21 protein-coding genes and 3 pseudogenes are annotated in these 21,542 nt (G+C 37.6%); 4 read left to right on the plus strand and 20 right to left on the minus strand.

Going from position 1 to position 21,542, the window contains the following annotated elements; genetic code table 11:
* Positions 1–13: 13 nt before the first annotated feature.
* On the minus strand, positions 14–1,294 hold the full coding sequence (locus TZ96_RS03780) for an O-acetylhomoserine aminocarboxypropyltransferase/cysteine synthase family protein (protein ID WP_045762954.1): 1,281 nt from the start codon (positions 1,292–1,294) through the stop codon (positions 14–16).
* Between the two features lie 210 nt (positions 1,295–1,504).
* Between TZ96_RS03780 and TZ96_RS03785 the strand changes: the two genes are divergently transcribed.
* Positions 1,505–2,200, plus strand: coding sequence for a VIT1/CCC1 transporter family protein (locus TZ96_RS03785; RefSeq protein WP_045762955.1), 696 nt, complete (start codon positions 1,505–1,507; stop codon positions 2,198–2,200).
* A 49-nt stretch (positions 2,201–2,249) separates the two neighbouring features.
* On the opposite strand, the pseudogene TZ96_RS10940 reads toward TZ96_RS03785, so the two are convergent.
* The 9 genes and pseudogenes from TZ96_RS10940 to TZ96_RS03820 all read right to left on the minus strand — a co-directional run.
* Positions 2,250–2,546, minus strand: a pseudogene (locus tag TZ96_RS10940) (hypothetical protein); the annotation flags it as partial.
* 564 nt (positions 2,547–3,110) lie between these two features.
* Positions 3,111–3,611: a hypothetical protein gene (locus tag TZ96_RS03790; RefSeq protein ID WP_045762956.1), complete on the minus strand. Its 501-nt coding sequence runs from the start codon at positions 3,609–3,611 to the stop codon at positions 3,111–3,113.
* Positions 3,608–4,231 (minus strand): ATP-binding cassette domain-containing protein, encoded by a 624-nt coding sequence (locus tag TZ96_RS03795; protein WP_045762957.1) that lies wholly within the window; start codon positions 4,229–4,231, stop codon positions 3,608–3,610. The genes TZ96_RS03790 and TZ96_RS03795 overlap by 4 nt, the downstream gene beginning before the upstream one ends.
* The gene (locus tag TZ96_RS03800; protein WP_045762958.1) at positions 4,228–6,210 is read right to left on the minus strand and encodes a hypothetical protein; all 1,983 of its coding nucleotides are present in this window, start codon (positions 6,208–6,210) and stop codon (positions 4,228–4,230) included. The genes TZ96_RS03795 and TZ96_RS03800 overlap by 4 nt, the downstream gene beginning before the upstream one ends.
* A 65-nt stretch (positions 6,211–6,275) precedes the next feature.
* The gene (locus tag TZ96_RS03805) at positions 6,276–6,614 is read right to left on the minus strand and encodes a hypothetical protein (protein ID WP_045762959.1); all 339 of its coding nucleotides are present in this window, start codon (positions 6,612–6,614) and stop codon (positions 6,276–6,278) included.
* A 415-nt stretch (positions 6,615–7,029) separates the two neighbouring features.
* A pseudogene (locus TZ96_RS10945) lies at positions 7,030–7,399 on the minus strand (ATP-binding cassette domain-containing protein); the annotation flags it as partial.
* A gap of 293 nt (positions 7,400–7,692) precedes the next feature.
* Entirely contained in the window at positions 7,693–7,965 is a 273-nt protein-coding gene (locus tag TZ96_RS03810) for a PspC domain-containing protein (protein ID WP_045762960.1), read from the minus strand.
* Between the two features lie 59 nt (positions 7,966–8,024).
* On the minus strand, positions 8,025–8,474 hold the full coding sequence (locus TZ96_RS03815) for a SprT family protein (RefSeq protein WP_045762961.1): 450 nt from the start codon (positions 8,472–8,474) through the stop codon (positions 8,025–8,027).
* The gene (locus TZ96_RS03820; protein WP_045762962.1) at positions 8,461–10,590 is read right to left on the minus strand and encodes a Tex family protein; all 2,130 of its coding nucleotides are present in this window, start codon (positions 10,588–10,590) and stop codon (positions 8,461–8,463) included. The genes TZ96_RS03815 and TZ96_RS03820 overlap by 14 nt, the downstream gene beginning before the upstream one ends.
* 163 nt (positions 10,591–10,753) lie before the next feature.
* Between TZ96_RS03820 and TZ96_RS11040 the strand changes: the two genes are divergently transcribed.
* The 3 genes from TZ96_RS11040 to TZ96_RS03835 are packed head-to-tail and all read left to right on the plus strand — an operon-like array spanning position 10,754 to position 12,603.
* Positions 10,754–10,885 (plus strand): SPJ_0845 family protein, encoded by a 132-nt coding sequence (locus TZ96_RS11040; RefSeq protein WP_000268695.1) that lies wholly within the window; start codon positions 10,754–10,756, stop codon positions 10,883–10,885.
* The gene (locus tag TZ96_RS03830; RefSeq protein ID WP_045762963.1) at positions 10,886–11,791 is read left to right on the plus strand and encodes a permease; all 906 of its coding nucleotides are present in this window, start codon (positions 10,886–10,888) and stop codon (positions 11,789–11,791) included. It begins immediately after the preceding gene.
* On the plus strand, positions 11,788–12,603 hold the full coding sequence (locus tag TZ96_RS03835) for a TIGR03943 family putative permease subunit (protein ID WP_045762964.1): 816 nt from the start codon (positions 11,788–11,790) through the stop codon (positions 12,601–12,603). Before TZ96_RS03830 ends, TZ96_RS03835 begins: the two co-directional genes overlap by 4 nt.
* A 125-nt stretch (positions 12,604–12,728) precedes the next feature.
* On the opposite strand, the pseudogene TZ96_RS03840 reads toward TZ96_RS03835, so the two are convergent.
* From TZ96_RS03840 to TZ96_RS03880, 10 genes and pseudogenes are all read right to left on the minus strand, one after another.
* Positions 12,729–13,164, minus strand: a pseudogene (locus TZ96_RS03840) (type II toxin-antitoxin system death-on-curing family toxin).
* The gene (locus TZ96_RS03845) at positions 13,161–13,397 is read right to left on the minus strand and encodes an AbrB family transcriptional regulator (protein ID WP_045762965.1); all 237 of its coding nucleotides are present in this window, start codon (positions 13,395–13,397) and stop codon (positions 13,161–13,163) included. Before TZ96_RS03845 ends, TZ96_RS03840 begins: the two are co-directional and overlap by 4 nt.
* A gap of 63 nt (positions 13,398–13,460) precedes the next feature.
* Complete coding sequence (locus TZ96_RS11045; RefSeq protein WP_275043563.1) at positions 13,461–13,583, minus strand: hypothetical protein; 123 nt, start codon at positions 13,581–13,583, stop codon at positions 13,461–13,463.
* Positions 13,584–13,764: 181 nt separating this feature from the next.
* Positions 13,765–14,388 carry a tetratricopeptide repeat protein gene (locus TZ96_RS03850; protein WP_045762966.1) on the minus strand — a complete coding sequence of 208 codons (624 nt, stop codon included), beginning with the start codon at positions 14,386–14,388 and terminating at the stop codon, positions 13,765–13,767.
* A gap of 56 nt (positions 14,389–14,444) precedes the next feature.
* The gene (gene aguB, locus TZ96_RS03855; RefSeq protein ID WP_045762967.1) at positions 14,445–15,320 is read right to left on the minus strand and encodes an N-carbamoylputrescine amidase; all 876 of its coding nucleotides are present in this window, start codon (positions 15,318–15,320) and stop codon (positions 14,445–14,447) included.
* Between the two features lie 9 nt (positions 15,321–15,329).
* Complete coding sequence (aguA, locus tag TZ96_RS03860) at positions 15,330–16,415, minus strand: agmatine deiminase (RefSeq protein WP_045762968.1); 1,086 nt, start codon at positions 16,413–16,415, stop codon at positions 15,330–15,332.
* Positions 16,412–17,539, minus strand: coding sequence for a carboxynorspermidine decarboxylase (gene nspC / locus TZ96_RS03865; RefSeq protein ID WP_045762969.1), 1,128 nt, complete (start codon positions 17,537–17,539; stop codon positions 16,412–16,414). The genes aguA and nspC overlap by 4 nt, the downstream gene beginning before the upstream one ends.
* Positions 17,539–18,798, minus strand: coding sequence for a saccharopine dehydrogenase family protein (locus TZ96_RS03870; protein WP_045762970.1), 1,260 nt, complete (start codon positions 18,796–18,798; stop codon positions 17,539–17,541). The genes nspC and TZ96_RS03870 overlap by 1 nt, the downstream gene beginning before the upstream one ends.
* Complete coding sequence (gene speE, locus TZ96_RS03875) at positions 18,795–19,655, minus strand: polyamine aminopropyltransferase (RefSeq protein ID WP_000366713.1); 861 nt, start codon at positions 19,653–19,655, stop codon at positions 18,795–18,797. Before speE ends, TZ96_RS03870 begins: the two co-directional genes overlap by 4 nt.
* Positions 19,656–21,110, minus strand: coding sequence for an aminotransferase class I/II-fold pyridoxal phosphate-dependent enzyme (locus TZ96_RS03880; protein ID WP_045762971.1), 1,455 nt, complete (start codon positions 21,108–21,110; stop codon positions 19,656–19,658).
* Positions 21,111–21,542: the final 432 nt, after the last annotated feature.

A 21,542-nucleotide genomic window follows, 5' to 3' on the forward strand; every position in this document is an offset into this window, starting at 1 on the left:
AAACTAGTTATTTTTAGATTTTTTCAAGAGCTAGTCGCAAATCTTCAATCAAATCATCGACATTTTCAAGACCGATTGAGAGACGGATTTGATTTTTAGTTACTCCTGCTGCTTCTAGATCAGAGTCTGACAACTGAGCATGTGTTGTAGTTGCGGGATGAACCACCAATGATTTAGCATCTGCTACATTGGCTAAGTTCGAAAAGATTTCCAAGTTGTCAATCACCTTACGAGCTTCTGCTTCTCCACCTTTAACATGGAAGGTAAAGATTGATCCAACACCTTTTGGTAAGTATTTTTCAGCCAAGACATGGTAAGGACTATCTGGAAGTTTTGGATAGTTGACCTTTTCAACCTTTGGATGGTTTACAAGGAAATCTACGATTTTCTCAGCATTTTGAACATGGCGTTCAACACGAAGAGAAAGAGTTTCAAGACCTTGTAAGAGCAAGAATGAGTTAAATGGTGATAGCGCAGCTCCCATATCGCGAAGCAATTGCACGCGAGCAGCCACGATAAAAGCTGCAGCACCAACATCACGGGTATAACTGATATTATGGTAACTTGGGTCCTCATCGACCAATTGAGGGAATTTCCCTGAAGCAGACCAGTCAAACTTACCACTATCAACGATGACACCACCAATTGTTGTACCGTGACCGCCGATAAACTTAGTTGCTGAGTGAACTGCGATGTCTACACCATGTGAAAAGACATTGATAAGATAAGGTGTAGCAAAAGTATTGTCTGCGACCAAAGGAATCTGATGTTTGTGAGCAATTTCAGCGATTTTTTCGATATCTGGAATGTTGATAACTGGATTACCCAAGGTTTCAATCAAAACAAGTTTGGTATTATCTCCAATAGCTGCTTCTACTTCTTCAAGATTATCAATATCAACAAAAGTTGTGGTGATTCCATAGCGAGGAAGGGTTTCTTTCAAGAGATTAAAAGTACCACCATAAATGGTTGAAGCTGCAACCACGTGGTCTCCTGCGTGAGCCAGTCCTAAAATTGTGTAGGTAAGAGCTGCCATCCCAGAAGCAGTTGCAAGTGCACCAACACCGCCTTCCAGTGCTGCGATACGCTCTTCAAAAGCTGATGTTGTTGGATTGGTAATACGAGTATAGATATTTCCAGCTTTTTGAAGGGCAAAAAGTTCTGCACCTTCTTGTGTATCATCAAATACAAAAGACGTTGTTTGGTAAATTGGAACAGCACGAGACTTAGTAGTAGCATCTACCACTTGACCTGCATGCAATTGCAGAGTTTCAAATTTAAATTCACGAGTCATATTTAGACCTCCAAAGATTTCATTAGGTTCATTGTATCACCTATTGGAATAGGTTACAAATACAACTTTGTTATATCTTGGCATAAGAAATAGCTATGGCTACTTCTATTTACTTTGTCTTAAATTAGAATTGTAGAACTTTTTTCAGATAGTTTAAAAAGTTTGTATTCACTTCTCCTATACTTTATAATGTTTAGAAAGGAGAAAACTATGTCAGAAATTACACATGAAATTGATGCAAACTTTGCTGGCCGTTTAAATATCTTGCGTGCTGGTGTGCTGGGAGCTAATGATGGAATCATCTCTATCGCTGGAGTTGTTATTGGGGTTGCCAGTGCGACTAACAATATCTGGATTATCTTCCTCTCAGGATTGGCTGCTATTCTTGCTGGTGCCTTTTCTATGGCTGGTGGCGAGTATGTATCCGTATCTACTCAAAAAGACACGGAGGAAGCCGCTGTAGCCCGCGAACAACTACTTTTGGATAAAGATATGGAAGCTGCTAAAAAATCACTCTACGCAGCCTATCTTCAAAATGGTGAGTGTGAAACATCAGCCCAACTCTTAACCAACAAGGCATTTCTTAAAAACCCTCTCAAAGCCTTAGTTGAGGAAAAGTACGGAATCGAGTATGAGGAATTCACTAATCCCTGGCATGCTGCTGCATCTAGCTTCATTGCCTTTGTCCTCGGAAGTCTCCCGCCAATGCTTTCAATAACCATCTTCCCAAGTGACTATCGAATCCCTGCTACTGTCTTTATCGTAGCGATTTCTCTATTAGTTACCGGCTACACCAGTGCAAAACTTGGAAAAGCTCCAACAAAAACAGCTATGATTCGTAACCTCTGTATCGGTTTGTTGACCATGGGAGTTACCTATCTATTGGGACAGTTGTTTAGTATTTAATACTCAATGAAAATCAAATTCAAACCACGTCAGCTTCGCCTTGCCTTACTCAAGTACAGCCTGCGGCTCGCTTCCTAGTTTGCTCTTTGATTTTCATTGAGTATAAGTTAAAAATTGATGCTGAGCAACAACTAGCTTTAAAATAAAACCACACAGTGATTTCAAGCTTGAATAGCATCAAGCCGAAAGAAATACTGTGTGGTTTTTGAATAGTAGATCTTTTAGAGTCTAAACTATTGGCCAATTTTGCTAGATTTATAGTCATGAAGGTGAATCCTAACTCTGTTTAAATGGCTTGTTTGCCTCAAATATGAACTCTTCGCAGGAAAAAAACAATCTTTACTCTACATTATCACAGTTAATTTGAACGAATTTACTTACAGAGAACACTTGAAGAACATAAGTCAACAGTGCATCTTCATAAACATAGTTGGATGAAATCTAGGGCAACTAGTATGAGAATTTTTCTATAGAAACATTTGACTTGGGATACTGTCAACAAATAAACAAATCATTTAATATTCATGAGTTGTTAGAATATAACAGAACAGAATTACTTCCAAACTCAACTGATTTATGTTATAACCTGTAAACATTATCAGGATTTTCTAAGTATTTTTGTTACTGTAATTATAAACCATGACATGAGAAAGTGATTCTTTCATAAAATACTGGTACTGAACCTCTGAAATATCAAATGAGGCAACAACTGCTCAATTATTGATAAACATAAATTGATGATGCGATGGACCTAACTTTGTATGCACATGATACATATAAGTAAACTGAATGTCATTGTTTTCTTCAGGACTATTTGTAAGTTTTATCAACTAAAAAGCGCGATTATCAAGATAAGATATTAGAATTAAAAATTGACTTTTTTCTATCAAAACAGGCAAATAAATCGCAATCACTTACTTTTTTCTTTAAAAGATTCATATAATTTTTTATATAACTCCTTTATATCTTTTTTCTGAGAATTCAACTCTTCTTTACCATAGTCAAAATTTGCTACTACAAATCCCTCGTCATCATTAGAAAAAGTAAAAAATTCTATTTCAATGAGTTTATTATGCTTAGAGTCCTCTATAGTGTCTCCTAAATTATTATTAAATTGCTTCACTTCTTCTTCACGAACTCCGAACCCCATAGCAGCTCCATTTGCAATGATGTTTGAAAACACTTCTTCTGAAGACGCTACTTCTTTCACAGTTATGAAGTATGTGGCCTCTTCTGTTTCTACTTGTCTCACTTTATTCCATTTTTCTGTATCACTAGAAGAAACCGTATAAACTGTTAACTCCAGTGTTGGTTTATTGGTATTTTCTTTTATGATCATTTGTTTTCCAAAGAAGAAAATAGCAAGTAGTCCAGCTACAAAGATCAAAGCGATATAAATTATCTTTTTCATACATTATCCCCTATATCTTTCATATCAATGATCACATCAACTTTGTTATAGACAGCTGGATCGTGAGTCGCTATAATAACATATTTTTCTTCATCTCTTTCATTTAATAATAAACGAATGATTTCTTTTCCAATCTCACCATCTAAAGCTCCTGTGGGTTCATCTGCTAAGATAATTTTACGTGGTTTCATTAACATTCTGGCAATAGCTACACGTTGAGCCTGCCCTCCAGACAATTCATATATTTTTTGATGTAAATAGTCGCTTGACAGTCCTACTTTTTCAAGTACATCAGTTATTATTTTTTTGTCTTTAGTGATAAGTTTCAGATTATCATATACTGTTTTGTTTTCGATTAAAGAATAATTCTGAAATACATATCCAACAGTATTTTTAAAGAAGGTTCTTTCTTTTATCTTCCAAATATCCTGTTTATCAACTAAAACGTTCCCACTATCAATTTTTTCTAATCTTCCTATAATATTAAGAAGAGTACTCTTACCAGAGCCAGAACCTCCAATCAATGCATAGCTTTTTCCAGATTCAAATTTTAAATTTAAGTCTGTAAAAATCTTTTTTGATCCAAAACTTTTTGAAACGTTCAAAAGGTCAATTGTCATGTTTCATCTCCTTTTAAAATTTTAGTGTAGCTTTCAGATAATTTTCTAAAACTCATTATGATTGACAACATCAAAACTAGTATAGAAGCAAGACCAATATACAGCAACTCTATTTGACCTGTCATAAGAAATGTAAATAGGATAACCATTGTAATAATAATCATAAAATACTTGAGACTTGAAATTGCTATATATGTTTTTGACAGACCCAAAATGATTTTTTTCACATATTCATTCTGTTTTAGGGCAATATAAAGTTGGACATATTGATAAATGAGTATAAAGACAATACTGTAAATTATCTTCTGCAAGATTTGTGAAAGTAGAATTTGGTGCTCTAAGGACAGGATCTTTAATTTCACAATTTGATAAACATCTACTGGATTCATTGAAACATTCAACTGGGTAGCCATCTCATTTATTTTCTTTACCGCCTCAGGACTAAAAAGAGACTTATTAGTTATATTACTAGCCAAAGTAAACTTGTTGTTTTCGATCATTTTGTCTGTATCTAACACAACAACAATGTTATCTTTACTATCTGCTAGACTTGCCATTGGTAAAATATCTTTATTTTTATGATCGATATCAGCATCCTCATTGAAATAAAAAATTTTATTACCATCAGGAATTATTTGTACTGCAAGCTCTTCTTTTGTATAGTTTGTTCCAATAAATTGTTCTGCTACAACTGTATTCTCAATGGATTTCTGGTTTTCTTTCCATTTTTCAGGAATATAGATGGTTGCTATCTTATTATCTAAAAGATGATAGTTTGTTCCATTCACTTTATTTTGTAGGTTAGCACCTGCTTGATTGATATAAATCAACTCTTTATTTATTTCTGGATTCGTTATTCCGTCATTTTCTAATTGTTTAGAAAAGTCTTCTAAAGCATGAGATGTTTTCATAAAATCTGGAACATAGGCCGAGGATCGTTCTATATATAAATAATCTAAGTTTTTTAAGGAAGCAGCTATCTGTAGATACTGACCATCCGAATCACTTACTTCTCCATTTTTAGCAGAGTTATTTTCAATTCCAAGGAACTCAATCCTTCTCCAGTCTTTTACTGTGTCCCATGGTACTAAATTCTGTATCTGGATGTTGATACTGGATTGACTACTCTTTGTTTCTTGTAAAAAAATTCCTGATACAACGATAATAATCGAAATAATGGCAAGCCATACGACAAAAATAAGCTTGTTTTTCGCCTTGTTTTTGATAATTTCAATGGGCTTTTCAATCTGAATCGTCAACCAAAATAAAACAAAGGTAATGAGATCAATGATTTGAAATAATATAAAATTCGTTAAAAGCAGAGAGAAAAATAACTTAGAACTATAGGTTAAGAAACCATTTCCCAAAAAAGAACTGTAAAAAACCATCAATAAAGCCATCATAATCAGTTCAAAAATAAGAGAAATGCCATACTCTCTTCTTAGATCGTATACAGGCAATCCCAAAGAACGTCGTATCACTCCCTCTTTAATCTGCCTCGTTCTAACTACAAATAACACAACTAATAAAGTTAAGTAAATTGAACTCATTAACAGTATTCTTAAAGTTCCAGTGAATTGTAACATTCCTCCTATATACCAAGGATAAGACATATATACTGTTTGCAGCCCTGTCATCGTAAGTGGTTTCAAAGTGTCTACATCCATTTTCCCAAGGGTGTAATACATCCCTATTATCGGTACTGACTTTAACTGTTCACTGTTTTCATCATCGAAATTTACATACTTAAACTGACCCGAACTCTGAACGATTGGCTTGTAAATGATAACTTTTTCCGTTTTTGATAAGTCACGAAGCATTTCGTATATTTCGTTATTAGAAAGATTGCTTTTCCCTTGAATAGAAAAAGCACCATCAATTGGTAAAGGTATGGGGGTTTCAGTATCACTGATAGTGACCAAACCAATTGCAGCAATCAAACAAAAGAAGAATCCAATGATACATAATTTTAATTTCATAAGCACTTACCATATTACAAAAGACCCCATCTTATAATCGGGTCTCTTGTTTTCATAAATTATTTTTAAAATCTATAATAATCCCAATATGCATTTAATCGAATATCGCTCCAAGATTTTTTTGCACTTGAATATGCCCATCCATAATCTTTTTTATCGTAAGCTTTAACGGTTCCCCAATAATTCGTTACTGAAGATTTTGAACCAATATTATCTGGAGAACTAACAAAGTAATTTGAATAACCATAGCTATTATCTACACCATACTGCCATACATCAATAATCGGATATGGAGCAGGGTGTGCTGTAGTTGCACTAACAACACTAGCTGCAGAAGCAAAGCTAAAACTTAAAACACTTGCAGCTAGAAAAACAAAGATTTTCTTATTAATTCTTTTTTTCATTTTACTTCTCCTTGAATTAAAATATTTTATAAAACTCTGTACTAATCCTCTTTTAGTAACTCCGTATTACTTTAATATGAATTGATAATATTTAGGTTTTTAATCACCGTTATGGTATCTAGAATCGTTATAATATTTCATAACTATCCCTCCTTTTTGAAATTGAACACATTTCGGTGTAAGTGTTTACATTTTTTATTTTAGTACTTTTTTTGAGGTTTGTCAAGTGTTTTTAAATATATTTTTTTGGAAAATAGGGATATCTATAAAGTAAGAATTTGTAAAACAAACTCATAACCCCCATGTTCTTCAGTAAATGAATATGGTTATGGTACAATTAAAAATGAGAATTCAATCGTAATTATTTCTATATTAAGATCCTTAAAATACATCTTATACCTCTTTCTTATTGGAATAAGAGATTGTCTCTAACAGAAAATGTAACTAACAAATGGTATTTTTGAAATACAAAACCTAAGATTCCACAAGGAAAACTTGTTACCTCTTATTTTTTATGGTAGTTGTGTTTATTCCATTTAGAAATAGCTGACATCGAGTTGATTTGTCAAGAATGACAAGAATATTGAGTACTGTTGATTTAGCATAACCAAACTTACCCATGATGGCAAGGTAGTAACCTTTTTCTACAGTCAATAGATGTTTTTCAGAGATTCTACTGGATTGTTTTGAAAACGAGTTTTAGAAATCCTTTGAACGTATTTTAAATTCAAAAGGTCATGATAGACACCTTCTTTATATCCTGTTAATTGATATCGATCCTGCATAATGGTACTATCAAGCTTAAAATGTTCGGTCTCTTTTGAAGTTGGTTTACTGATTTTCTTTATTTACAATTTTTTTAATATTTTTCTCCCTTATCTTACTGTTATAAGTGTACTCTAAAAAATGAGACCATTCCATAACATAACTTTACAAAAGAGACTTTTAATCTTACATTTTTGTAAGATTGACATATTTTTTTAAAATTTTACTACTATTAGTTTGTCATAATTTTTTAAGAAAAACAAAACCCCTTGATACTACAAGGGATTAATTCTCTAATGATCAATAAAATGATTTACCAAAACCAACCTTCGTCATCATTGATAGGCTGGGCTTCTTTGATCTTGCGTGGGCCTGTTCCATACATTTCAGCTTCGATGTCTTCTTTTGTTGGTAGGATCGAAGCTAGGATAATGTAGATAATAATTCCGAGTCCAAAGTTTGCGATTGTAAAGATTGCAAAAAGGAAACGAACTAGTGTTACATCAAGATTCCACTTATCAGATAGACCTGCAAGTACACCTGATACCATACGATTTCTTCTCATTTTATAAAATTTTGTATTCATAATTTATTCCTCTTTCGGATTTCTTAATCTTAGTATAGCACTAAGCTAAATTTACTACATCAGTCCTTAGGCCGATTTAACAAGAGGAGCTTTCCACGACAAAGACCACAACGATAACGCTTGGTATCGATTTTTCGCTTTCTTTGATAGATTTGCTGACAAGTCTGACAAGTATAGACTAAGTTTTGCTTTTGATTGGCACTTGATAAGGGAGGAACAAAGCGAAGTCCGTCTACCTCTTTTAAAAGTTGCTTAAAGGCTAAATCCTTATGCTGATAGCCCTTGCCTTCAAAGTAAAGATGGTAATGGCAGAGCTCATGACGAACAATTTTACGAAAAACCTCTAAACCAAGTTCTTGATATACTTTGGGATTGAAATCCAAATGACCATCTTTTGGGAAAAATCGCCCACCTGTCGACCGTAGACGAGTATTCCACTGAGCTTGATGTTTGAAAGGTTTTCCAAAATCTTCTAAAGAGACCTGTTTAACGTAATCAGTTAGATTCATTTGGAGCTAGGAGCGACAGATTCACTTTTTCGCGGTCAGCATCGATTTTCTTCACCCAAACGGTTACCAAATCACCGACCGATACTACTTGACTTGGATGTTTAATAAATTTCTTGCTCATGTGAGAGATATGAATGAGACCGTCCTCATGGATACCGATATCAACAAAGGCACCGAAGTCAACGACGTTGCGCACAACTCCTTCAAGCTTCTGTCCGACTTTCAAGTCTTTGATATCCAAGACATCCTGACGAAGGACTGGAGCATCAAAAGAATCCCGGAAATCACGACCTGGTCTGAGAAGGTCTGCGATAATATCTTTAAGTGTTTCTTGACCGAGTTCTAGCTCTTGAGCCATTTCTTTGATAGAGACAGATTTGAGTTTTGCTTTCGCTTCTTCATTTAGGTCTTTAATATCCAAGCGTTTTAAGAGTTCCTTGACCGCAGTATAGTTTTCAGGGTGAACTCCTGTATTGTCAAGGATATTAGAACTTTCAGGGATACGGAGGAAGCCAGCAGCTTGCTCAAAGGCCTTAGCACCTAGGCGAGGAACTTTCTTGATTTGGGCGCGTGAAGTGATTTTACCTTCTTCTTCACGATACTTAACGATATTTTCAGAGATGGTTTTGTTTAGTCCTGCGACATGTGAAAGAAGAGCTGGACTCGCTGTGTTGACATTGACACCGACTTGGTTTACTACAATATCTACAACAAAATCCAGACTTTCAGACAGTTTCTTCTGACTAACGTCATGCTGATATTGACCGACACCGATGGATTTAGGATCGATTTTAACCAATTCAGCAAGAGGATCTTGCAAGCGACGAGCGATTGAGATTGCCGAACGTTTTTCAACGGTTAGTTCTGGAAACTCCTGACGGGCAAGTTCACTAGCAGAGTATACAGATGCACCGCTCTCATTAACAATGACATAGCTGACTTCTGGAAAATCCTTGAGCACTTCGGCGACAAAAGCTTCACTTTCACGACTAGCAGTTCCATTTCCGATAGCAATGATTTCAACGCCGTATTGGCCAATTAAATCTGCTAAATCACGTTTAGCTTCTTCAATCTGACGAGCTGAAGCTGGTTTGACTGGATAAATGACTTGCGTTGTCAGCATCTTACTAGTCACATCAACGACCGCAAGCTTAGCCCCTGTACGAAAGGCTGGGTCAAAACCTAGAACCACGCGCCCTTTTAGCGGTGCTACCAGAAGGAGATTACGAAGGTTTTCTGAGAAGAGTTGAATAGCTCCTTCTTCTGCCTTCTCTGTTAACTCTGTACGGATACGGCGCTCAATAGCTGGCAGTACCTTCTTCTTAACAGATTGCTGAATAACTTCTTCAATATAGGCATTTTTAACCTTAAAACGAGCAGCAAAGAAGGATTGAATACGTTCAACTGCATGCTCAAAACCAATCTTCAAGATGCCTAACTTCTCACCACGATTAAGGGCAAGAGTACGATATCCCTGCATGTTAGCAACCGTCTCTGAGAAATCGTAATAAATCTGAAAGACTTGCTTCTCATCCAAACTTTCGTCCTTGACTTGTGAAGTAATCTTAGAATGTCTAAGAACTTCTTGATAAGTCATCGAACGCAAATTGACATCCTCAGAGAGAGCTTCAACCAAAATATCAACTGCCCCAGATAAGGCCTCTTGGGGCGTAGCAAATCCTTCACAGACAAATGCTTCTGCTTCTTTTTCTAGGTCAGAAACATTCTGTAGGATTAGACGAGCAAGTGGGAAGAGTCCCGCCTCACGCGCAATTGTCGCCTTGGTGCGACGTTTTTCTTTATAAGGAAGATAGAGTTCTTCAACATCCGCAAGTTTTTCAGCAGCTAAGATGGCTTCTTCTAACTCTTTGGTCAACTTACCTTGCTCTTTGATTTTTGCTAAAACTGCTTCCTTACGGTCATTGAGGTTGGTAAGACTTTTATCAAGGTCGATAATAGCTTTAATAGCCACCTCATCCAAACTACCAGTCATGTCTTTCCGATAACGAGCGATAAAGGGAATGGTTGCTCCTTCTGCTGTCAAAGACAAGACCGTATCAATTTGCTTTAAGGTTACACCCAAATCTTGGGAAATTTTTTCATATTTTTTATCCATGAAACTATTATACCATAAGGAAGAAAGCTTGTTTTCATTAATGTCACAGTTAGCTTGGTATTTGTTAAAGATTAAAATTCATTGGTCTTGTCAATTTAAAATTAAACCTTTTGGCTGAAATAATAGTATAATAGAGGAAACAATAAGAATCGAGGTATGCCTTATGGCTGTTAAATTTACAAAAACTGATGACTTAGATAAGATGTTCGAAGAGTTCGCTAAACTTCCTGATTTAAAGCAAGTGACATTTCCAGATGACAAAGAAAAGAAAGATAAAGCAGAAAAGAAAAAATAGATGACACTCTTTCAAAGTCTACCTTCTAGTGTGTTACAAGCTGGCGCTATCTTTTTATCAATCATCATTGAAGCCCTACCATTTGTCTTAATTGGTAGTATTATCTCAGGTGCTATTGAAGTCTATGTGACTCCTGAAAAAGTATATAGATTTCTCCCTAAAAATCGTTTGGGGAGGATCTTTTTTGGTACCTTCATAGGGTTTCTCTTTCCCTCTTGTGAGTGTGGAATTGTTCCTATCATTAATCGTTTCTTAGAGAAGAAGGTTCCAAGCTATACAGCTGTTCCCTTTCTAGTAACCGCTCCTATCATCAATCCTATCGTACTCTTTGCGACCTATTCAGCCTTTGGTAATTCATTTAAAATGGTCTTACTCCGCGCTTTAGGTTCGATTCTTGTTGCTACTATATTGGGTATCTTACTTGGATTTTTCTGGGAAGGATCGATTCAAAAGGAAAATAGGCTGGCTTGTCATGAACATGATTTTTCTCACTTGACCAAAGGTCAGAAACTTCTTCAGGTCTTTATCCAAGCTATTGATGAATTCTTTGATATGGGACGTTACTTGGTTTTTGGCTGTATTTTTGCTAGCATAGTCCAAGTCTATGTACCAACTCGGATCCTGACTTCTATCAGCGCAACACCTCTACTTGCAATCGTTCTCTTGATGGTCTTATCCTTCCTTCTATCACTTTGTAGTGAAGCGGATGCCTTTATTGGCTCTTCGTTGCTCTCTAGTTTCGGATTTGCGCCAGTCCTTGCCTTTCTGGTTATTGGACCAATGCTTGATGTCAAAAACCTACTCATGATGAAGAATTATCTTAAAACTCGCTTTATTTGGCAGTTCATGACCATTGTGAATCTTGTTGTTCTTGTCTATTCTTATCTAGTCGGGGTGATGCTATGATACGATTTCTTATTTTGATTAGTTATTTTTTCTTAACCCTTTATCTACACCTATCTGGTAAGCTCAATCAATATCTAAACCTCCACTACTCTTATTTGGCTTATATCACCATGGTTCTATCTTTGTTACTAGCCATTGTACAAGCCTATATTTGCTTCAAGCGTTTGAAAGAACACAGTCACTTACATAAGTTTTCTGCCAAGCTTGCTAGTTTTGTCCTCCTAAGTTTACCTTTGTTAGTTGGATTTACATTTCCAACTGTCGAGCTAGATTCGCAAACAGTATCGGCAAAAGGATATTATTTTCCTCTGTCAGAAGGAACTGACAAGGCAATCCAAGCAAGTGAAGGAACGAGCAGTCAGTATCTTAAACCAGATACGAGTAGGTTTTATTCACACACAGCTTATGTAGACACTGTCCGTAAGAGTGCTGATAAGTACTTAGCTCAATCTAGTATTGTCATCACCGATGAGAATTACTTGGAAGTCATGGAAGCACTTTATGATTATCCAAATGAATTTGAAGGCAAGGAAATCGAGTTCACAGGCTTTGTCTACAATGATCCGAATCACGCTAATAGTCAATTTGTTTTTCGTTTCGGTATTATGCACTGCATCGCTGATTCGGGAGTTTTCGGCCTCTTGACCACAGGAAATACCAATCGTTATGAGAATAACACATGGGTGAGAGTCAAAGGAAAGATTAGCAATCGCTATCACAAGGAACTTAACCAAGTCCTCCCAACCCTCGAGGTACAGTCTTTCATCAAAGTGGACAAACCAGAGAATCCTTATGTTTACAAAGAATTTTAAAAAGTAGCCTAATTGGGCTACTTTTTCTTGTTTAGTAAAGTTGAATGTTTGACGTATTCAAAAGAATTGTTTTCTTCATTACAGAATTCTAATACTGTGTGTCTATTTATTTATTTTTTTAACTTTTAGGATTTAAACATCCAAGCTAAATTTTTGCCATTAGCAATAAATGAATGTTCTGAGATCCATTTGATGTAGCTAGCTAATCTTTCATCTGTTAAGGATTCTACTGCAATAGTTACACACATATCGACCGCTTCTTCAACTATTACAGAAAAACGATAACCATTCAACTGTAGAAATTTCACCAAAACGAAGAAAGCAGTTCGTTTTTTAGCATTGGCAAAAACATGCTTCTTGATCAATTGGACAGATAGTATCGTTGCCTTATCAAAAATTGTTGGATAAATAGGGTTTGCCAAAAACAAATTGTTCTGGTAAATTGACAATCATATTTAAGGCAGAAGGACTAACCGTCTGAATTTTTTCATTAGGTGAATAACGTTGAATTGCTAAAGCATTGATTTTCTCGATTTGCCTTTCTCTAAGATAGACTGTCATTTTTCCACCAAAGCTTTGAAAACATCATCGTATTCATCAAAGATTTTGTCCAAATCTAAGTCAAAAGCATCATCAGATACATAAGAAATCTGATGTCCAGACTCTTCGGGAGTAAAGATAATTTCACCACTTGGTAACAATTTTGCTTCGTATTTAACACCACTTGGAATATTGAATTCGCTTGGGATGGTAATGGTGTTTGAATTTCCTTGTTTTCTTATTTTTACTACCATCTGATTTCCTCCTTTGAAGTATTATAACAAATAATTACCGTAATTACATTGACAGAATATCAGTTAAAATAATTCAGCTTGAGAAATTTCTGCTAAGAACTCATCCGAATAAACCGAATAAGCATTTGGATCAGGCGCTTGGTGGTCGTTCATTGCTTGACCACATCTACATGTCCATTTTCCCATATCTAACCTCAGCCACGACTTAATTCTTCAAGAAAAATTGATTGAGATTTTTCCAGTCTCTTTTATCCTTGTTAACACAAAGTCCATTTTATCATTTACTTTATCAAAAATTACTATAGTATCTACAGAAAAAAGCTAGAGTTCCACAATTGGGAACCTCTAGCTTTTTTGTATCTGAGAACTATTTTGTCTCAGACTTTTTATTAACTATTAAAGCTCTGACTTCATCCGCTCCGATCTCATCTCCCGCCTTGTCGAAGAGTTTAATAGCGTGACTAAAATAATCATAGGATTTACTCGAATCAAGTTTTCGATAAATCTCTCCCAATCCTCTATAAGCGCAGGCCTGAGCGATAAGATCATCTGTCTTTAAGGCTGAGTCTAGCGACTGCTGCATATAAAACTCCGCTTCAACTAGTTGACCTAACTTTAATCGTAAATAACCTTGCTCATAGTCATTAACAGAATTTTTGAGAGAATCCCCTGAAAAATCTTGTTCAATAACTTCTCGCTCTTTTTCGATATGGCTAAGAGCTGTCTGAAAATCATTCATTTCACGATAGACCATGGCCAATTGATGATACGCGATGTGTTCATTTTCACGATCCTTTTCTGTAATAGCCAAGTGGAGATAACGTTGGTAAACCTCTAAACAGTGTTCATACTTTTTTTCGTACAAATAGATATAACCCATCAAGTTTAAAAGACTGTAATCTTTACAAGTTGCTAGGCAAAACTCTGCTTGAACTAATTGCTTAGCTTCATTAATTTTTCCCTCAAATAATAATTCCCAAGCTTGATTCATTAAAAGACTCCTATCTATTCTAGAACGATAATTACCTAAACTAAAAATACAAACAATTATCTCACAATATCTTTATACATGTCTGGTCTTCTGTCTCTAAACAAACCCCAGTTTAGGCGCTCATTTGCTCCTTTGTCGAGATCATAGGTAGTCAACAAAATTGCTTCGCCTTGTCTATCTGCTTGAGTCAAGATAGCTCCTGTTTCATCGGTCATAAAGGATGAACCGTAGAAGTTAAGACTTGAACTTTGCCCTCCATTTTCCTCGCAAGGCTGGACTTCTTCCAAGCCATAACGATTGGCTGCAATAACTGGAACAATATTTGCTGCTGAGTGTCCTTGCATGGTACGTTGCCAATGACCACAACTATCTGTATCCAAAATAGGCTCTGATCCAATAGCTGTTGGATAAAAGAGCAATTCTGCACCATTTAAGGCAAGACAACGGGCGGTTTCAGGAAACCACTGATCCCAACAGATGCCAATACCAATCTTGGCATAGCGAGTATCCCAAACCTTGAAGCCTGTGTTTCCAGGAGTAAAGAAGAATTTTTCTTGATAATAATGGTCATCAGGAATGTGAGTCTTCCGATAAACGCCAAGCACTTCTCCATCTGCATCAATGACAGCAATAGAATTGTACAAGACATTGCCATCCTTTTCGTAGAAACTGATTGGTAAAACGACCTTTAGTTCCTTAGCAATTGATTTAAAATGCTGAATAGCAGTATTTTCTGTCACCGACTGGGCATACTGGTAATAGTCATACTGACGTTCCTGACAGAAATAGGGACGTTCAAATAATTCTGGTAAAAGAATGATCTGGGCTCCTTGCTCCGCAGCTTGACGGACTAAACGTTCAGCTGTTTGGATATTCGTCTCCACATCCTTAGCGCATTGCATTTGAATAGCTGCAACCGTTACATTTCTCATCTTTTTCTCCTATTCTGGAATTTGTTGGGTAATACAGTGGATATTCCCACCCCCTAAAAGAATATCTCTAGCTGGGATTCCTACGACTTCACGGTCTGGGAAACATTGACTAAGGATATCCAAGGCAACTTGATCGTTGACATCCTGAAATTGCGGCACCAAGACAGACTTATTAGCAATATAGAAGTTCACGTAGGATGCCGCTAAACGCTCACCAGCATAGCGTTCTTCTTCACCTTCTTCATAACTATAACCCGGCAAATCTTCTTCCGTCACTACTTGATGAAGAGCTGGGATAGGCAATTTATGAATGGTAAACTTCCGTCCATTTGCATCTGTCTCCTTCTCTAAAAGAGCTAAATCAGCTGCAGACATGGCATACTGGGGATCGTCCTGATCGTCCGTCCAAGCTAAAACAACTTCTGCAGGACCTACAAAAGCTGCAACATTGTCGACGTGTTCATTGGTTTCGTCCTGATAAATACCGTAAGGAAGCCAGATAACTTTTTCAGCACCAAGACTCTCTAATAAGGTCTTTTCTATCTCTTCTTTAGTCATATGAGGATTGCGACCCGGACTGAGAAGGCAACTTTCTGTCACAAGAATAGTTCCTTGGCCATCACTGTGAATAGCTCCACCTTCTAGTACAAAAGGTTTGGCATCGTAAACAGGTATCTCTAAAACTTCTGCAAAACGACTGGCAACTTGGTCATCTGCTTCATAGTCTTGATAGAGTCCATCCACTGCACCACCCCAAGCATTGAAAGACCAATCTACCGCCAACTTTTCCCTTTTATCATTAAGGAGAATGGTCGGACCTGTATCACGAGCCCAGGCATCATTTGTTGGAATATCTAGATAAACAACCTGGTCTTCAAGATAAGATTTGGCTTCAGATAGATAATCCACCTCCACCAAAAGGTAGACTGTTTCCCCCTGAGCAATAGTTTTGATAATCTGGCTAAATGCTTTTTTTGCAGCCTTACCCTGAAATGGCCAAGACCCTGGTCGAGAAGGCCATATCATGAGAGTCCCATGGTGGGGTTCATACTCTGCTGGCATACGATAGTCTAATTTCTTTGGACTGTCCATCATGATAATCTCTCCTTAAAGTCTTGATAGCCAAATGCTTTGACTAGACTGCACTCACCCTCTTTATCCATGAGATACAAACTTGGAAGCCCTATGCCATTAAAGGTATTATTTTTGACAAATGAGTAAATAGCCATGTCTTCAAAATAGAGGCGATCGCCGATTTCAATCGATTTTTCAAAGCTGTAATCCCCAATGATATCCCCTGTCAGGCAAGTATTTGAAGAGAGTCTATAAGTATAAGGTTTTTCTTGGGCTTCAAACCCATCTCTCAATGGGGGACGATAAGGCATCTCAAGAACATCTGGCATATGGCAGCTTGCCGAGGCGTCTAGCACCAAAGTCTCAATCCCGTTTTCAACAATATCCAAGACTTCTGTCGCTAGATAGCCCGCATTAAGTGCAATGGCTTCACCTGGTTCGATATAGACGTCAAGATTATAGGTTTCTCGAATTCGCTTAATCTCAGAAATCAGCAAGTCCACATCATAGTCGGCTCGGGTAATGTGATGTCCACCACCCATATTAAGCCATTTTACCTGATGCAAGTACTGTCCAAACTGCTCTTCTACAGCTTTCAAAGTTGTTTCTAAATCATCTGCCCCTTGCTCACAAAGAGTATGAAAATGAAGCCCGTCCACCAAGTCTAGCAAATCACTCGGTATCTTATCTGAAGTTACTCCAAAACGGGATCCAGGAGCACAAGGGTCATAGAGCGCGTGATCTCCTTGTGTTGAACATTGAGGATTAAGGCGCAAACCTACACTAATCCCAGCTTCACGACAAGGTTGACTATATTTTCGTAATTGTCTCTCTGAGTTAAAGACAATATGATCAGATATTTGAAGCAACTCTTTCATGTCAGCTTCCTTAAAAGCAGGCGCAAATACATGGACTTCCCCTGTGAACTCTTCTCTAGCTAACTTAGCTTCATAGAGACCACTAGCTGTCGTACCTGACAGATACTGGCTAATCAAGGGATAGGTTGTATAGAGGGAATAAGCCTTCTGAGCCAGTAAAACCTTACAGCCTGCCTTTTCTTGAACCTCTTGTAGAATGCGACAATTCTCTTCTAACTTTCCTAAGTCAATGATATAAGAAGGTGTTGGTACTTGTTCTAACTTCATTAGTCCACCATTTGTGGATTTTCAACCACGACCCATGGCAAACCGTATTTATTCAAAGCTTCCATGAATGGATCTGGATCCAACTCTTCAAGATTATACACTCCTGGTTGTTTCCAAGTACCATCCATCACTAATTTTGTCCCAATCATGGCTGGAACTCCTGTTGTGTAAGAAATTGCCTGTGAACCAACTTCTGCGTAGCACTCCTGATGGTCACAAACATTGTAGATGTAGATAGTCTTTTCAACACCATCTTTGACACCTGTAAAGATACATCCGATATTGGTTTTTCCAACGGTACGTGGGCCAAGGCTTGCAGGATCTGGAAGCAAGGCTTTCAAGAATTGGATTGGTACGATTTCTTGACCGTTAAAGTTAATAGCATCTGTACGAAGGAGCCCAACGTTTTCTAAGCATTTCATGTGCGTTAGATAAGATTGACCGAAAGTCATGAAGAAACGAATACGTTTAACTCCTGGGATATTTTTAGCCAGTGATTCAATTTCTTCATGGTGAAGAAGATACATGTCTTTTTGCCCAACCTGAGGGAAATCATACTCACGCTTGATTGACATCGCTTCAACTTCTACCCATTTCCCATCTTCCCAGTAAGAACCTGGTGCAGACACCTCGCGTAGGTTGATTTCTGGATTAAAGTTGGTCGCAAATGGATAACCGTGGTCACCACCATTACAGTCTAAAATGTCGATATAGTGGATTTCATCAAAATAGTGTTTAAGGGCGTATGCTGAAAAGACGCTAGTTACACCTGGGTCAAAACCAGAACCAAGAAGAGCTGTCAATCCTGCTTCTTTGAATTTTTCTTGGTAAGCCCATTGCCATGAGTAATCAAAGTAAGCCGTAAATCCAAGCTCTTTGCAGCGTTTCTCATAAATCGCACGCCATTCAGGGTCTTCTGTATCCTCAGCCTCATAGTTGGCAGTATCGATATAGTGGACACCTGTCGCCAAACATGCATCCATAATAGTCAAGTCTTGATAAGGAAGTGCTACATTCAAAACGGCTTCTGGCTTATAGCTTTCAATCAAGGCAATAACTTCTTCTACCTTGTCAGCATCAAGAGCAGCTGTTTCAATTTTAGTACTTGTTTTGCCCTCTAATTTAGCTTTCAAGTCATCACATTTTGACTTGGTACGGCTGGCAATCATAATCTCTGTAAAAGTTTCGCTATCTTGGCAAATCTTTGAAATAGCAACTTGGGCAACGCCCCCACATCCAATAACTAATAAACGACTCATTTTTTTCCTTCCTCTTCTTCTAAAATGTCTTCTACATACTTAGGCAACATAAAGGCACCCACATGTAAGTTTGCAGTGTAGTATTCTGTGAAAAGCTGACGTTTTTTCCAACCTTCCTTGTCAAAATCTTTGACAGGGTGATATTTTTTCGATGCAAATCCAAATAACCAATAGCCAGCAGGACTGGTTGGGATATGGGCCTGATAGACCCGACTAATTGGAAAGGCTTGATTGACCTTGCGGTGCATGCTTCGGCAAGCTGACTCATCTTCGTCAAAGAAAGGACTACCATGCTGGTAAATCATAATACCGTCTTCTTTCAAGGCTCTATAGCTATTGCCGTAAAATTCCTTGGTAAAGAGACCTTCTGTATGTCCAAATGGATCAGTCGCATCATTGATGATAATGTCGTAATCATCTTCGCAGTTTCGTAAAAAGCGAAGCCCATTTTGGTAGTAAATGGTAACACGAGGGTCATCAAGTCCTGCTGCAAAGTCTGGGAAATACTCACGACAGACCTCTACCAACATCTCATCCGGTTCCACGATATCAATTTGTTCCAATTCTGGATAGAGGGTTAATACCTGGGCAACACCTCCGTCACCACCTCCGATAACCAAGACTTTCTTTGGATTTGGATGGACAGCCATGGGTACGTGAACCGTCATTTCATTGTAGACAAAGTCATCCGCATCTGAGAACAAGACATGCCCATTTAAAATCAAAATCTTACCAAAAGCTGGCGTATCTAATACTTCAATATCCTGCCATTCACTTTTACCAGCGTAAAGTTGTTTGGCTGTTCTCAAGGATAATTTCACATCTGGAGTATGAACTTCAGAAAACCATAAATCCATCTAGTTCTCCTTTCTCTCAATGACATTGATGTGATTGACCTCTGGATCTTCCGTTCCTTGGAGGGAACAACCACGTTCTTTGGCAAATTGAATATAATCGACAATTTCTCGTGTAATGCGTTCACCTGGCGCTAGAATTGGAATACCTGGAGGATAGCACATGACAAATTCCCCGCATACTTGACCAACGGACTCGTCCAAGGTTAAGCTTCTTCTTTCTGAATAAAAGGCTTCCTGAGGAGATAGAACCAACTCGGGCTGGATATATTCTCCAGCTATCAAGTCCTTCCCATCTCTCGAGTAAAGTCTCTTGATATCAGCCAAAGCACCAACCAAACGCTCAATATCTTGGATACGGTCACCAATCGAAATGTAGGCCAAGATATTCCCGATATCACCAAACTCAATCTGAATGTCATATTCATCTCGTAAGAGATCATAAACTTCAATCCCTGTTAGACCAATCCCCTGAGTGTAAACTGACAGCTTGGTTACATCAAAATCACAAACTGATACACCATCTACTAGTTCTTTTGAGTAGGCATAGTAGCCACCGATGGCATTGATTTCACGACGTGCGTACTCAGATAGCTCAATGACTTTCTCAAAGGACTCTTTGCCACGAAGGGCTAGGTTTCTACGAGAAACATCTAGACTAGACATTAGCAAGTAGGATGCTGATGTCGACTGTGTCAGATTAATAATCTGACGTACGTACTCAGGATTCATCTGATTGCCAACTAAAAGAAGCGAACTTTGAGTCAAGCTGCCACCGGACTTATGCATGGATACAGCTGACATATCTGCTCCTGCGTCCATAGCAGAAAGAGGAAGTTTATCTGTAAAGTGCAGATGGGCCCCGTGCGCCTCATCTACTAAGACTTTCATTCCTGCAGCGTGAGCCATCTCTGTTAGCCCCTTAAGGTCTGAACAAATTCCATAGTAGGTAGGATTGTTAATTAGGATAGCCTTGGCATCTGGATGTTCCTGAATAGCTTGTGCTACACGCTCATTTTCAAGCCCCAAAGCAATACCGATTTTGGGATTCACACTCATCTCAATATAGATGGGAATAGCACCACATAAAACGAGTGCATTGATGGCTGATTTATGGACATTTCGAGGAAGGATAATTTTATCTCCCGCTTTACAGGTGGAGAGAATCATAGTTTGAACAGATGAGGTTGTGCCGCCAATCATTAAAAAGGCATGAGCAGCACCAAAAGCCTCAGCCGCTAGTTGCTCTGCTTCTCTGATAATCGAAATGGGATGCCCCAGATTATCCAAGGGCTTCATAGAATTGACATCAATCCCTACACATTTTTCCCCTAAAAGTTCAACTAACTCTGGATTTCCACGGCCACGCTTGTGACCAGGTACGTCAAATGGTACAATTCTTTTCTTTCGTAACTTGACCAACCCCTCATAGATGGGAGCTTGGTTTTGATTTAACATTATAAAGACATACTCCTTTATCATATTTTTTACACCTTAACCATGTAAGGCTCTAAAGGATACTTATGAAAAAAGAGCAGGTCGACACCTGCTCTACAATCTACTGACGTGTTTATGTTTGTTTCTTTTGAGTATGTCTGTTCCTGATGTTTCCTAACTCTCTAGTAGCAAATATTACGTACTTTATTGATCGTTTCACAAGATGACGTGTGCTTTCACCACACTAACAAATCTATACGAATTAGAACTAATGTTCTAACATCAACTTATAAAAGTAGGCTTTTAACCCTATCAATAATGTGGCTTTTCAACCACGCTTCGGCATTCAACCCTGCCTGTCCGTAGGCATTTTTTACTCGGGTTTATATTTGCTAGAAAACATCATCTCATTTTCTAAGCTTCATTACTATATCATGTTTTCGTATTCTTGTA

The sequence above is a fragment of the Streptococcus infantis genome (genome assembly GCF_000963255.1).
GTDB lineage: Bacteria > Bacillota > Bacilli > Lactobacillales > Streptococcaceae > Streptococcus > Streptococcus nidrosiense.

Bases quoted from the DNA above. Each gene is read 5' to 3' on its own strand.
- TZ96_RS03780 (WP_045762954.1), bottom strand. From the start codon at position 1,294: ATGACTCGTGAATTTAAATTTGAAACTCTGCAATTGCATGCAGGTCAA.
- TZ96_RS03785 (WP_045762955.1), top strand. From the start codon at position 1,505: ATGTCAGAAATTACACATGAAATTGATGCAAACTTTGCTGGCCGTTTA.
- TZ96_RS03790 (WP_045762956.1), bottom strand. From the start codon at position 3,611: ATGAAAAAGATAATTTATATCGCTTTGATCTTTGTAGCTGGACTACTT.
- TZ96_RS03795 (WP_045762957.1), bottom strand. From the start codon at position 4,231: ATGACAATTGACCTTTTGAACGTTTCAAAAAGTTTTGGATCAAAAAAG.
- TZ96_RS03800 (WP_045762958.1), bottom strand. From the start codon at position 6,210: ATGAAATTAAAATTATGTATCATTGGATTCTTCTTTTGTTTGATTGCT.
- TZ96_RS03805 (WP_045762959.1), bottom strand. From the start codon at position 6,614: ATGAAAAAAAGAATTAATAAGAAAATCTTTGTTTTTCTAGCTGCAAGT.
- TZ96_RS03810 (WP_045762960.1), bottom strand. From the start codon at position 7,965: ATGAATACAAAATTTTATAAAATGAGAAGAAATCGTATGGTATCAGGT.
- TZ96_RS03815 (WP_045762961.1), bottom strand. From the start codon at position 8,474: ATGAATCTAACTGATTACGTTAAACAGGTCTCTTTAGAAGATTTTGGA.
- TZ96_RS03820 (WP_045762962.1), bottom strand. From the start codon at position 10,590: ATGGATAAAAAATATGAAAAAATTTCCCAAGATTTGGGTGTAACCTTA.
- TZ96_RS11040 (WP_000268695.1), top strand. From the start codon at position 10,754: ATGGCTGTTAAATTTACAAAAACTGATGACTTAGATAAGATGTTCGAA.
- TZ96_RS03830 (WP_045762963.1), top strand. From the start codon at position 10,886: ATGACACTCTTTCAAAGTCTACCTTCTAGTGTGTTACAAGCTGGCGCT.
- TZ96_RS03835 (WP_045762964.1), top strand. From the start codon at position 11,788: ATGATACGATTTCTTATTTTGATTAGTTATTTTTTCTTAACCCTTTAT.
- TZ96_RS03845 (WP_045762965.1), bottom strand. From the start codon at position 13,397: ATGGTAGTAAAAATAAGAAAACAAGGAAATTCAAACACCATTACCATC.
- TZ96_RS11045 (WP_275043563.1), bottom strand. From the start codon at position 13,583: ATGGGAAAATGGACATGTAGATGTGGTCAAGCAATGAACGACCACCAA.
- TZ96_RS03850 (WP_045762966.1), bottom strand. From the start codon at position 14,388: ATGAATCAAGCTTGGGAATTATTATTTGAGGGAAAAATTAATGAAGCT.
- aguB (WP_045762967.1), bottom strand. From the start codon at position 15,320: ATGAGAAATGTAACGGTTGCAGCTATTCAAATGCAATGCGCTAAGGAT.
- aguA (WP_045762968.1), bottom strand. From the start codon at position 16,415: ATGATGGACAGTCCAAAGAAATTAGACTATCGTATGCCAGCAGAGTAT.
- nspC (WP_045762969.1), bottom strand. From the start codon at position 17,539: ATGAAGTTAGAACAAGTACCAACACCTTCTTATATCATTGACTTAGGA.
- TZ96_RS03870 (WP_045762970.1), bottom strand. From the start codon at position 18,798: ATGAGTCGTTTATTAGTTATTGGATGTGGGGGCGTTGCCCAAGTTGCT.
- speE (WP_000366713.1), bottom strand. From the start codon at position 19,655: ATGGATTTATGGTTTTCTGAAGTTCATACTCCAGATGTGAAATTATCC.
- TZ96_RS03880 (WP_045762971.1), bottom strand. From the start codon at position 21,110: ATGTTAAATCAAAACCAAGCTCCCATCTATGAGGGGTTGGTCAAGTTA.